The sequence below is a fragment of the Vibrio sp. genome, assembly GCF_048266485.1.
Taxonomy (GTDB): domain Bacteria; phylum Pseudomonadota; class Gammaproteobacteria; order Enterobacterales; family Vibrionaceae; genus Vibrio.
In genome coordinates this window covers 74,160-86,163 of sequence record NZ_JBLWZK010000009.1, presented here as the reverse complement: position 1 = coordinate 86,163, position 12,004 = coordinate 74,160, and the positions used below count along the sequence as shown (strand labels likewise).

Here is a 12,004-nt window from a genome sequence, read left to right as displayed (position 1 = left end):
GTTTTGTTCATCGAGCTTATTAAGGATTCAATAAGTTTGTTAGTGAGATATGTTCACAACACATGATGTGTTTGCAGCCAAACTCCGGCTTTACTGGTGAATTGGTTGTGCGGTGACAGGGATTGCAATTAGCGAGCTATGCTAATTAAATTAATTAGTTGACGAGCTAAGTCTTCAAGGAACCAAGTCCGTTCATTTCTGACAACTTGGCTCTGACGATCTTTTAAAACACATTGTTTTTGAGGAGAGTACAGAGAATCACACTACACTTTAAATGAGTTATTTATATTTGAAGTAGTGTGAAAGCAACAGTTGTCATAATAATTTTTTGATATCGGAGATAGAAATGAGCGATTTACAAGCAGCAGCTTTACGTGCACTAAAATTAATGGATCTCACCACACTAAATGATGATGATACCGATGAGAAAGTGATTGCCCTTTGTAAAAATGCAAAGTCACCGGTTGGCAATACTGCTGCCATCTGTATTTACCCACGTTTTATTCCAATTGCGAAGAAAACGCTGCGTGAACAAGGTACGCCTGAGATCCGCATTGCAACTGTGACTAACTTCCCACATGGTAACGATGATATTGAGATTGCAGTTGCTGAAACCAAAGCCGCTATTGCTTATGGCGCAGATGAAGTGGATGTAGTTTTCCCATACCGTACATTAATTGCTGGTGATGAAAAAACAGGTTTTGATCTTGTTAAGCAATGTAAAGCCGTATGTGGCGATGTATTACTTAAAGTGATCATCGAAACCGGTGAACTTAAAGAAGAAGCTTTGATCAAACGAGCTTCAGAAATTTCAATCGAAGCAGGCGCTAACTTCATCAAAACTTCAACCGGTAAAGTGCCCGTTAACGCAACGCCAGAATCAGCAGAAATTATGCTGAAAGTGATTCGCGATATGGGCGTAGCGAAAACCGTTGGCTTTAAGCCTGCTGGTGGCGTACGTACCGCTGAAGATGCTCAAGCTTATCTTGCGATGGCCGATGAGATCCTTGGCGCTGATTGGGCTGATAACATGCATTACCGTTTTGGTGCATCCAGTCTACTAGCCAACCTTTTAAATACGTTAGGAAAAGGTGAAAAAGCGGCGGAAGGCGGCTACTAATCTTACCTAATTGATAGTAATAACTTTGGTTGCGAAAGTAACCAAAGTTATTACTTTTCCCTCTCGTATATGAATGGGTGATAGCTATGTATCTTCCTCAAGAAATTATTCGAAAAAAGCGTGATGGTGAAGTATTGACGGCTGAAGAAATTAACTTCTTCATTCAAGGCGTTGCCGATGACACGATTTCAGAAGGTCAAATTGCTGCATTCGCAATGACCATTTTCTTCAATGAAATGAATATGGATGAACGGATTGCATTAACGTGTGCGATGCGAGATTCCGGTATGGTGATCGATTGGTCACACATGAACTTTCCAGGCCCAATCGTCGATAAGCATTCAACTGGAGGCGTCGGAGATGTGACCTCATTAATGTTAGGTGCGATGATCGCCGCTTGTGGTGGTTTTGTCCCTATGATCTCTGGCCGTGGTCTAGGACATACTGGCGGGACACTGGATAAATTAGAATCAATCCCAGGTTATAACATCATGCCTTCCAATGAAGTTTTCGGTGATGTAACCAAAGAGGCTGGCGTAGCGATTATTGGTCAAACGGGCGATTTAGCACCTGCTGATAAACGTGTTTATGCCACGCGAGATATCACAGCAACGGTTGATAATATCTCTCTGATTACTGCTTCTATCTTATCTAAGAAGCTGGCAGCAGGTTTAGATTCACTAGTTATGGACGTCAAAGTCGGTTCTGGTGCATTTATGCCAACTTACGAAGCTTCAGAAGAGCTCGCTCAATCTATTGTTGCGGTGGCAAATGGCGCAGGCACTAAGACCACTGCTATTCTTACAGATATGAACCAAGTATTGGCGTCGTCAGCCGGTAACGCTTTAGAAGTGAAAGAAGCGGTGCAATTTTTAACGGGAGAGAGAAACTCTCGTGGTGAAGTGCGTAACCCTCGCTTATTTGAAGTGACAATGACCTTATGTGCTGAAATGTTGGTGCTTGGCCATTTAGCTGAGAGTACTGAAGATGCTCGAATTAAATTACAGGCGGTTTTAGATAACGGCCGTGCAGCGGAATGTTTTGGCAAAATGGTAGCTGGTCTTGGTGGCCCGAAAGATTTTGTACAAAACTACGATGCTTATTTACCTAAAGCTGAAATCGTTAAGCCAGTCTACGCAGAGCAAGCGGGTACAGTAACCGCTATGGATACTCGTGCGATAGGTATGGCGGTGGTATCAATGGGCGGTGGCCGTAAAGTGGCATCGGATAGCATTGATTACGCGGTTGGCTTTGACCAATTTATCCGCCTAGGTGAGCAAGCCAATAGCAATACCCCATTAGCGATGATTCACGCAAGAAGTGAAGCACAATGGCAGCAAACGGCTAAGGAATTACAACAAGCGATCACGGTGTCTGATGAAACTTATCAACCGACACCAGAGATTTATCGTCAAATTCGAGCAGAAGATCTATAACGATCACTGTTTGGCAGGAGTATCAACTATGAAACGTGCGATTATTTTAGTATTGGATTCTTTCGGTGTTGGCGCAACGCAAGATGCTGATAAGTTTGGTGATGTAGGTGCCGATACATTAGGTCATATTGCTGAGCAATGTAATAAAGGTTTAGCGGATAATGAAAATCGCAGTGGTCCTTTACGTCTACCTAACTTATCGAAATTAGGTTTAGGAAAAACCGCTCAAGAATCAACAGGAACTTTCCCTATTGGGCTGGATGAAGACGCCGAAATCACTGGCGCTTATGCTCACGCAGCGGAATTATCTTCAGGTAAAGATACACCATCTGGGCACTGGGAAATTGCTGGTGTGCCAGTGCTGTTTGATTGGGGGTACTTTACCGATGAAAAAAATAGTTTTCCTCAAGAGCTACTCGACAAGATTGTTGAACGCGCTAACTTGAAAGGTTATCTAGGTAACTGTCATTCATCGGGTACGGTGATTTTAGATGAGCTTGGCGAAGAGCACATGAAGAGCGGAAAACCTATCTTTTATACCTCTGCCGATTCAGTGTTCCAAATCGCTTGCCACGAAGAAACCTACGGCCTAGACAATTTACTAGAGCTATGTCAAATCGTACGTGAAGAGCTTGAACCTTATAATATTGGCCGTGTTATTGCTCGTCCATTTATCGGCAATAAAGCAGGTGAATTTGCTCGTACTGGTAATCGTCGTGATTTATCCGTTGAGCCGCCATCAGCAACCGTGCTGCAAAAACTGGTTGATGAAAAAAATGGCGAAGTGATCTCAATTGGTAAGATTTCAGATATCTACGCAGGTTGTGGTATTACGAAAAAAGTAAAAGCAACAGGTTTAGAAGCATTGTTTGATGCAACACTAGAGCAAGTGAAGACTGCGGGTGATAACACTATTGTGTTTACTAACTTTGTTGATTTCGACTCATCTTACGGCCACCGTCGTGATGTAGCAGGCTATGCGGCGGCACTAGAGTACTTCGACAAGCGCTTACCTGAAATTCAAGCAATGCTGCAAGAAGATGACGTACTGATTTTGACCGCTGACCACGGTTGCGATCCAACGTGGCCGGGAAGCGACCATACTCGAGAACATATCCCGGTCTTAGTGTCAGGCCCTAAAATCCAAGCAGGTTCACTAGGTCGCCGTGATACTTTTGCCGATATAGGCCAAAGCCTAGCAGAATACTTCGGTACGTCTGATATGGAATACGGTAAGTCGTTTTTATAGACGAATCTCGTTGCTCGAATGCTCGTAACTCGATAGCAACGGCATTCGATTAAACAAACTTCTAAAAATTAATTGTCAGAGTGCTTTGTTCTAGAAGCAAAGCACTCTAGTTACGAGAAGCATAGCGCACGAGCTACGCCCCTCATTAACGATTAAACAAAAATATATATAAAGGATATACAAACATGGCAACTCCACATATTAATGCTGAAATGGGTGATTTTGCAGACGTAGTACTTATGCCGGGTGATCCACTTCGCGCGCAGTACATTGCAGAAAACTTTTTAGATAACGCAATTCAAGTGTGTAATGTACGAAATATGTTTGGTTACACAGGGACTTACCAAGGTCGTAAAGTGTCTGTAATGGGCCACGGTATGGGTATTGCGTCTTGTTCTATCTACGTAACTGAGCTAATTAAAGATTTCGGTGTGAAGAAGATCATCCGCGTGGGTAGTTGTGGTGCAGTAAGCGACGGCATTAAATTGCGTGATGTTGTGATTGGCATGGGCGCATGTACCGATTCAAAAGTAAACCGTCTACGTTTTAAAGATCACGACTTTGCAGCGATTGCTGACTATCAAATGGTAAAAAATGCAGAAGAAGCGGCAAAAACTCGTGGTATTGACGTGAAAGTCGGTAACTTATTCTCTGCAGATTTATTCTACACACCAGATCCAGATATGTTCAAAGTTATGGATAAGTACGGCATTTTAGGTGTAGAAATGGAAGCCGCTGGTATCTACGGTGTTGCAGCTGAATACGGCGCAAAATCAGTAGCGATTTGTACGGTATCTGATCATATTAAACACGGTGAGCAAACTACCTCCGATGAGCGTGCGACTACCTTCAATGATATGATTCATATTGCTTTAGATTCTGTATTACTTGGCGACAAGTAAGCATTCATCTCTGTCTAATACTAAAAAACCTCTTGATAGTCGACTATCAAGAGGTTTGATTTTTTAGACCCGAGACCCGTCTATAAATCTTTAAGTAAAATATTTTCCACTTGATCTTTGGGCTTATAAAGTAATAGTAAGCACAATAGAATGCCACTAATAAAGCTTAATATCAGCATCATATACATTAAGTGATCACTATTACGATAGCGGTGATCGGATATCGCTGTAACCTTGCCTTTTTCAAAGGTAATACGCATAAACCCGACGATCGTATTTTCATGAAAAATTGGTTTTACTAATTGCTCTCGACCGATAGAAGCCGTTTTTAGCGGTGTATCTAAACCAAGAATTTCTCTAACCCCTTTTGCTTTATCGCTAGCAACCAATTTGATCCCTTCGGCATTATAAATAGTGGCATCAAACACTAATTCGTCTGAGGCTATTTGGTTGGCCAGTTTGAGTAAATGGTCTTGGTCATCATTCGCAATTAAGTCAGTTGCGGTTAATGCGGCTTGTGATATTAAAATATTGGTTAGGGTTTCAAGCTGCTGACTTTGGATATGTTCGTTATCACGGCTGATCACAAAGCTATTAATGATAGTATAAGCAAACATTCCACCTAGCAGGATGATCGCAACAAAGCGTAAAAAGACACGCCAAGAAAATAGCGAAGTTTGCATCAAGAATTTCCTTTATAACGTAATAATTAACGAAAAGAAGTGAATTGTTAGTTTGAGACTTGCGTTAATAAATTGCAATAGGGTAAGTTGCTATGCAATATTGTGATACAACGCATAAAACCCAGTTACTTGAGGGTAAACTTGACCATTGCTGTTTGGGTAATATTAATACCGCAATGACATAAATTCTAATTATTTGGATAAAAAAGGCAAAAACATGGACGTGTCAGCATCTTTCCACATTCCGCAACGCAGTTTAAAAATTCAACGAAGTATGTCGTTGGTGAAGCGATTACCAGAATCTCATTTGTATTCGAGTTTAGATAAACAAAAAGCTCAGTGGATCATTTTTGGGGAGCATTTATCGATTGGTTATTTTGACCGAATTGACGTATTTACTGGACGTTTTAACCCTGTGCTTGATTCATGGAAAGTCGGGCATTATGAAGTCGCTTTAATGGGCGGCGAGCTTATTCCTGAAATGATAGAATTTATTCATGGGCTGGGTTTAGATTGCGCGTCTATCAGTGTACTGCCTGAATTAACCAAACCAGGCTTAATTGTGATGGATATGGATTCCACGGCAATTCAAATTGAATGTATTGACGAAATTGCCAAGCTAGCCGGTGTTGGTGATCAAGTATCTGAAGTTACTGAGCGAGCGATGCAAGGTGAGTTAGATTTTGAAGAAAGTTTAAGAGAACGAGTTGGCGCATTAGAAGGCGCGGATGAATCGATTCTAGCTCAGGTACGTGAGAATTTGCCTCTAATGCCAGATCTAGCAGAGCTTGTGACGACCCTAAAACAATTAGGCTGGAAAACCGCGATAGCTTCAGGTGGTTTCACCTATTTCTCAGACTACTTAAAAGACACACTAGGGTTAGACTACGCCCAATCAAATACCTTAGAAATTGTTGATGGTAAGCTAACCGGCAAAGTTCTCGGTGATATTGTTTCAGCAGAAACCAAAGCCGATATCTTAGTAACCCTTGCCGATGAATATGACGTCGAACAACACAATACGATTGCAGTAGGCGACGGCGCGAACGATCTCGTTATGATGGCAACCGCCGGTTTAGGGGTGGCTTATCATGCGAAACCTAAAGTTGAGCAACAAGCTAAAACCGCGATCCGTTACGCTGGCCTTGGCGGGGTGCTGTGTATTTTGTCGGCGGCATTAGTACAGCAAAAACGTGTGAGTTGGAAAGCGATTCCGTAGTAACAGCAAATCGAGAAGCGTATTGCGAGTTCGCTGCGCTCGAGAGCCCGTTGTTCGGGTTTCGGGCGTTTCACTTCTAGTGGATCGGGAAAGAGTTTTCCCAATAGATAAAATAAATCGTCATCCTGAAAAGCGACGTAGGAGCGCAGTTCAGGATCTCCTTCCACGATTTGAATCTCAATTTGTTGTAGGAGATTCCGTATCTTCTTCGCTTAGGCTCATGTACGGAATGACGGCGGGGTAAAACCGAGCCACGCATATTCATTTATATTCAATTAATCGATATCTTCAATTAACTTAGGTACTTTTCTTCATGGCGAGTAAAGCAAAACGAGCATATGTCTGTAATGACTGTGGTGCGGATTTTCCACGTTGGCAGGGGCAATGTAATGCCTGTGGTGCATGGAACACAATTACAGAAGTTCGATTAGCGGCTTCGCCTCAAGTGGCGCGTAATGAACGTTTATCTGGTTATGCGGGGTCGCAGTCGGATGCACAAGTTCAGAACTTATCCGAAATTGACTTGCAAGAAGTCCCACGTTTTTCGACAGGCTTTAAAGAGTTTGACCGAGTACTAGGTGGTGGGATAGTTCCCGGTGCCGCGGTGTTGATTGGGGGGAATCCCGGCGCAGGTAAAAGTACTTTATTATTACAAACCGTGTGTCGTTTAGCGGCGCAAATGCCAACCTTATATGTCACGGGTGAAGAGTCTCTACAACAAGTGGCGATGCGTGCTTCACGTCTTGGTTTGCCAAAAGAGCACTTGAAAATGCTGTCGGAAACCAATGTCGATAAGATTTGTCAGATCGCAGAAAAAGAACAACCGAAAATCATGGTGATCGATTCCATTCAGGTCATGCATGTTGCCGATGTTCAATCATCGCCGGGGAGTGTTTCCCAAGTTCGTGAATCGGCCACCACCTTAACTCGTTATGCCAAGCAAAATAATGTCGCGGTATTTTTAGTCGGCCACGTAACCAAAGATGGCACCTTAGCTGGCCCAAAAGTACTAGAGCATATTATTGACTGTTCTGTACTACTTGATGGTAGTGCGGATAGCCGCTTTAGAACTTTGCGTAGCCATAAAAACCGTTTTGGTGCAGTTAATGAATTAGGCGTATTTGCCATGACGGGCCAAGGGTTAAAAGAGGTGAGTAATCCTTCGGCGATCTTTTTGTCGCGTGGTGATGAAGAAACCTCCGGCAGTTCGGTGATGGTGGTATGGGAAGGCACTAGACCGTTGTTGGTCGAAATTCAAGCGCTGGTGGATTATTCTCAACTATCCAATCCACGACGCGTGGCTGTCGGTCTTGATCAAAACCGTTTATCCATGCTACTTGCGGTACTGCATAAACATGGCGGTTTGCAAATGGCGGATCAAGATGTATTTGTTAACGTCGTCGGCGGGGTGAAAGTTGCAGAAACTAGTGCTGACTTAGCATTACTAATGGCTCTGCTATCTAGCTTTAAAGATCGCCCACTACCAAAAGATGTGGTGGTGTTTGGCGAAGTAGGTTTAGCCGGCGAAATTCGCCCAGTGCCAAGTGGTCAAGAGCGTTTAATGGAAGCGTATAAACACGGCTTTAAAAAAGCGATCGTGCCAGCCGCGAATATGCCAAAAGGTGGAATTGCAGGCATGCAGATCCATGGAGTGAAGAAGTTATCAGAAGCGATAGATGCGTTTGATGAGTTGTAAAAACGAAGCTCGGACGCTGCGCTTATCGTTGCTCGGTACTCGATGTGTTCTTTCGATAAATGAGCAGCGTAGCGTCCGAGACACGATAGACGCTCTTCGTTAATCCATCCCCCTCAAATATCCCAACCCTAATTGATTCATCTGAGTTTCAATCCAATCGACTCTCTGCCAGACATAAGGCGTTGGGCTTTGGACATGAAACTTATAGGGATTGGGAAGCACTGCGGCTAATCGAGCCGCTTGTGACATAGAAAGTTGGCTTGCTGGAATGCCATAATAATGTAGGCTGGCAGCTTGTACACCAAAAATGCCTGGGCCAAATTCGACTATATTGAGATAAATCTCTAGAACTCTAGATTTCCCCCATTCCAACTCAATCAATAAACTAAGGTAGGCTTCCAGTGCTTTGCGGAAGATATCTTTACCTGGCCATAGGTATAAGTTTTTAACGGTTTGTTGAGTTAAAGTACTGGCACCACGAAAGCGTTCACCAGAAATCATATCTGCAATGGCTTTTTGAGTTGAAACAAAATCAATACCGTAGTGTTGTGGAAAACGTTGATCTTCTGAAGCCATCACGGCCAGTTGCATATATGGAGAAATATTGTCTAAATTTACCCAATCAGTAGGGGAGTAATGACGGTATTGTTCTGGTGGAAACCAAGCACGTTGTACTTTCCAGCTCCATACGAATGGATTAATGAATTTTAGAGGCAAAGTAATGACGATGGTAAAAACGAAGAAAGAGATTAATATCCGTATTAACCATTTTTTAAACCACTGACTCATGCGCTTCCTTTGCTTGAATGTGTTTAAAGTAGAATAATGTGAAATAATTAGAATAGCGAGAGTTTGAGAAAAAGCTAATCGACCAATGACGAAATAATCAATATATACCCTAGCACCTTGAAGTTACTTGGGTATAACTAGCAAAAAAAGATTTTTTATCCAAATGCACACAGGGGATATCAGTCTTGACAGATTGTGTTATACTCTGCGCGAACTTTATATCCTATTAATAGAGTAAGACAATGACTGACTTATCAAAATACAGAAACATTGGTATTTTTGCCCACGTTGATGCGGGTAAAACGACTACAACTGAGCGTATTCTTAAGCTTACAGGTACCATCCATAAAAGTGGTGAGACGCACGATGGCGAATCAACGACTGACTTCATGGAACAGGAAGCTGAGCGCGGTATTACAATCCAATCAGCAGCTGTAAGTTGTTTCTGGAAAGATCACCGTTTCAACGTTATCGATACTCCGGGGCACGTTGACTTCACCGTAGAAGTATATCGTTCTCTTAAAGTTCTAGATGGCGGTATCGGTGTATTCTGTGGTTCTGGTGGTGTTGAGCCTCAGTCAGAAACAAACTGGCGCTACGCGAACGAATCTGGCGTTGCACGTATTATTTTCGTAAATAAGCTGGACCGTATGGGTGCAGATTTTTACCGTGTTGCAGATCAAGTTAAGAAAGTATTGGGGGCAACTCCATTAATTATGACTCTACCAATCGGTATCGAAGATGATTTTAAAGGCGTTGTAGACGTTCTTTCTCGTCAAGCTTACATCTGGGACGAAACTGGTCTTCCAGAAAACTACACCATTGAAGATATTCCTGCGGACATGGTTGACGATGTTGAACAGTATCGCGAAGAACTAATCGAAACGGCTGTTGAGCAAGACGACGAGTTAATGATGGCTTACATGGAAGGTGAAGAGCCTTCTATTGAGCAAGTTAAAGCATGTATCCGTAAAGGTACTCGTGACCTAGCGTTCTTCCCAACATACTGTGGTTCAGCATTTAAAAACAAAGGTATGCAACTAGTACTTGATGCTGTTGTTGATTACCTACCTTCTCCAACTGAAGTTAATCCTCAACCTCTTATGGATGAAGAAGGCAACGAAACTGGCAACCATGCCATCGTTTCTGCTGATGAAACTTTCAAAGCGTTAGCATTTAAAATCATGGATGACCGTTTTGGTGCCCTAACTTTTGTTCGTATTTACTCTGGTAAATTGAACAAAGGTGACACTATCTTGAACTCGTTCACAGGTAAAACTGAACGTGTTGGTCGTATGGTTGAAATGCAAGCTGATGATCGTAAAGAATTATCTTTCGCTCAAGCGGGTGATATCATTGCTATCGTTGGTATGAAGAACGTGCAAACTGGTCACACTCTATGTGATCCTAAGAATCCAGTAACTCTGGAACCAATGGTATTCCCAACTCCAGTAATCTCGATTGCTGTACAGCCTAAAGATAAAGGCGGTTCTGAAAAAATGGGTATTGCAATTGGTAAAATGGTTGCAGAAGATCCATCTTTCCAAGTTGAAACTGATGAAGATTCAGGCGAAACCATCCTTAAAGGTATGGGTGAGCTTCACTTAGACATCAAAGTAGATATCTTGAAGCGTACTTACGGCGTAGACTTAATCGTTGGTCAACCTCAGGTTGCTTACCGTGAAACTATCACTAAAGAAATTGAAGATAGCTACACGCATAAGAAACAGTCTGGTGGTTCTGGTCAATTCGGTAAGATCGATTACCGTATCAAGCCTGGTGAGCAAAACTCTGGCTTCAAGTTCACATCAACAGTTGTTGGTGGTAACGTACCTAAAGAGTTCTGGCCTGCAATCGAAAAAGGCTTTGCTGGTATGATGGACCAAGGTGTTCTCGCTGGCTTCCCAACGTTAGACGTTGAAGTTGAACTATTTGATGGTGGTTTCCACGCAGTCGATTCATCTGCAGTAGCATTTGAAATTGCAGCGAAAGGTGCATTCCGTCAATCTATGCCTAAAGCTGGTGCTCAACTTCTTGAGCCTATCATGGCTGTAGACGTGTTCACTCCAGAAGATCACGTTGGTGATGTAATCGGTGACCTTAACCGTCGTCGTGGTATGATCAAAGACCAAGAAGCTGGCGTTACAGGCGTTCGCATCAAGGCTGACGTACCGCTTTCAGAAATGTTCGGTTACATCGGTTCTCTACGTACAATGACTTCTGGTCGTGGTCAGTTCTCTATGGAGTTCGCACACTACGCACCATGTCCTGCAAACGTAGCAGAGCAAGTAATTGCTGACGTTAAAGCACGTAAAGAAGCTGAGAAGAAGTAATTCTTTTTCGCTGATTAAAGCTTAATAAAAACCCGCTATTGATAGCGGGTTTTTTTATGTTTGGAAGAAGTTCCTAGATGCTAGTTCCTAGTTTCTAGGAAAAGCCTTAGTGGCACTCGATGTTCGGGAAGGGGCACTGTTAGTGGCTCGAAAAGCGCTCGTAACTCGCAACTATCCTTTCAAATCAATATAGATCTGTTCAACTTTTTCTCTTGCCCAAGGTGTGCGGCGCAAAAACTTTAAGCTTGATTTAATGCTTGGATCTTTTTTGAAGCAGTTAATGTTTACCATCTGACTGAGTTGATCCCAACCGTAATGAGCAACCAGTTCGGTGAGTAATTTTTGAAGTGTGATTCCATGTAGAGGATCGTTGTTTTGAGTCATGTTAGGAGAAACCTACTATAAAATAAGATGCGCCGAGTATAGCAAGTAGGGGAATGAATATAAGCATATTTTGAATAATATGATATTGACAGTAAGCGAAAGGATGGAAAGACTTAACCCGAGACCCGAGACCCGAGACCCGAGACCCGAGACCCGAGACCCGAGACCCGAGACCCGAGACCCGAGACCCGAG

Annotated in this window: 10 protein-coding genes; 7 read left to right on the top strand and 3 right to left on the bottom strand. The window is 42.8% G+C overall.

Annotated features, from left to right (window positions below):
- Positions 1-346 precede the first annotated feature (346 nt).
- From deoC to deoD, 4 genes are all read left to right on the top strand, one after another.
- A complete protein-coding gene (gene deoC / locus ACN0T8_RS11495) occupies positions 347-1,120 on the top strand; it encodes a deoxyribose-phosphate aldolase (protein ID WP_417880766.1) in 774 nt (257 codons plus the stop codon).
- An 86-nt stretch (positions 1,121-1,206) separates the two neighbouring features.
- On the top strand, positions 1,207-2,556 hold the full coding sequence (gene deoA, locus ACN0T8_RS11490; RefSeq protein ID WP_417880765.1) for a thymidine phosphorylase: 1,350 nt from the start codon (positions 1,207-1,209) through the stop codon (positions 2,554-2,556).
- A gap of 28 nt (positions 2,557-2,584) precedes the next feature.
- Complete coding sequence (gene deoB, locus ACN0T8_RS11485) at positions 2,585-3,805, top strand: phosphopentomutase (protein WP_417880764.1); 1,221 nt, start codon at positions 2,585-2,587, stop codon at positions 3,803-3,805.
- Positions 3,806-3,990: 185 nt separating this feature from the next.
- Positions 3,991-4,707 (top strand): purine-nucleoside phosphorylase, encoded by a 717-nt coding sequence (gene deoD / locus ACN0T8_RS11480; protein ID WP_417880763.1) that lies wholly within the window; start codon positions 3,991-3,993, stop codon positions 4,705-4,707.
- Positions 4,708-4,787: 80 nt separating this feature from the next.
- On the opposite strand, the gene ACN0T8_RS11475 is transcribed toward deoD, so the two are convergent.
- The gene (locus tag ACN0T8_RS11475) at positions 4,788-5,390 is read right to left on the bottom strand and encodes a YtjB family periplasmic protein (protein ID WP_417880762.1); all 603 of its coding nucleotides are present in this window, start codon (positions 5,388-5,390) and stop codon (positions 4,788-4,790) included.
- Between the two features lie 217 nt (positions 5,391-5,607).
- On the opposite strand from ACN0T8_RS11475, the gene serB reads away from it, so the two are divergent.
- Together serB and radA are read left to right on the top strand one after the other, a co-directional pair.
- Positions 5,608-6,609, top strand: a complete 1,002-nt coding sequence (gene serB, locus ACN0T8_RS11470) for a phosphoserine phosphatase (protein WP_417880761.1) — start codon at positions 5,608-5,610, stop codon at positions 6,607-6,609.
- A 313-nt stretch (positions 6,610-6,922) separates the two neighbouring features.
- Positions 6,923-8,305 (top strand): DNA repair protein RadA, encoded by a 1,383-nt coding sequence (gene radA / locus ACN0T8_RS11465; protein WP_237294777.1) that lies wholly within the window; start codon positions 6,923-6,925, stop codon positions 8,303-8,305.
- 99 nt (positions 8,306-8,404) lie between these two features.
- On the opposite strand, the gene mtgA is transcribed toward radA, so the two are convergent.
- Complete coding sequence (gene mtgA / locus ACN0T8_RS11460) at positions 8,405-9,094, bottom strand: monofunctional biosynthetic peptidoglycan transglycosylase (RefSeq protein WP_417880760.1); 690 nt, start codon at positions 9,092-9,094, stop codon at positions 8,405-8,407.
- 242 nt (positions 9,095-9,336) lie between these two features.
- On the opposite strand from mtgA, the gene fusA reads away from it, so the two are divergent.
- Positions 9,337-11,427, top strand: coding sequence for an elongation factor G (fusA, locus tag ACN0T8_RS11455; protein WP_417880759.1), 2,091 nt, complete (start codon positions 9,337-9,339; stop codon positions 11,425-11,427).
- Positions 11,428-11,598: 171 nt separating this feature from the next.
- Here fusA and ACN0T8_RS11450 read toward each other — a convergent pair whose 3' ends face one another.
- Complete coding sequence (locus tag ACN0T8_RS11450) at positions 11,599-11,811, bottom strand: VF530 family DNA-binding protein (protein ID WP_417880758.1); 213 nt, start codon at positions 11,809-11,811, stop codon at positions 11,599-11,601.
- Positions 11,812-12,004 lie beyond the last annotated feature (193 nt).

Excerpts from the sequence above, each read along its gene's own strand:
- deoC (WP_417880766.1), top strand. The coding sequence starts at position 347 with ATGAGCGATTTACAAGCAGCAGCTTTACGTGCACTAAAATTAATGGAT.
- deoA (WP_417880765.1), top strand. The coding sequence starts at position 1,207 with ATGTATCTTCCTCAAGAAATTATTCGAAAAAAGCGTGATGGTGAAGTA.
- deoB (WP_417880764.1), top strand. The coding sequence starts at position 2,585 with ATGAAACGTGCGATTATTTTAGTATTGGATTCTTTCGGTGTTGGCGCA.
- deoD (WP_417880763.1), top strand. The coding sequence starts at position 3,991 with ATGGCAACTCCACATATTAATGCTGAAATGGGTGATTTTGCAGACGTA.
- ACN0T8_RS11475 (WP_417880762.1), bottom strand. The coding sequence starts at position 5,390 with ATGCAAACTTCGCTATTTTCTTGGCGTGTCTTTTTACGCTTTGTTGCG.
- serB (WP_417880761.1), top strand. The coding sequence starts at position 5,608 with ATGGACGTGTCAGCATCTTTCCACATTCCGCAACGCAGTTTAAAAATT.
- radA (WP_237294777.1), top strand. The coding sequence starts at position 6,923 with ATGGCGAGTAAAGCAAAACGAGCATATGTCTGTAATGACTGTGGTGCG.
- mtgA (WP_417880760.1), bottom strand. The coding sequence starts at position 9,094 with ATGAGTCAGTGGTTTAAAAAATGGTTAATACGGATATTAATCTCTTTC.
- fusA (WP_417880759.1), top strand. The coding sequence starts at position 9,337 with ATGACTGACTTATCAAAATACAGAAACATTGGTATTTTTGCCCACGTT.
- ACN0T8_RS11450 (WP_417880758.1), bottom strand. The coding sequence starts at position 11,811 with ATGACTCAAAACAACGATCCTCTACATGGAATCACACTTCAAAAATTA.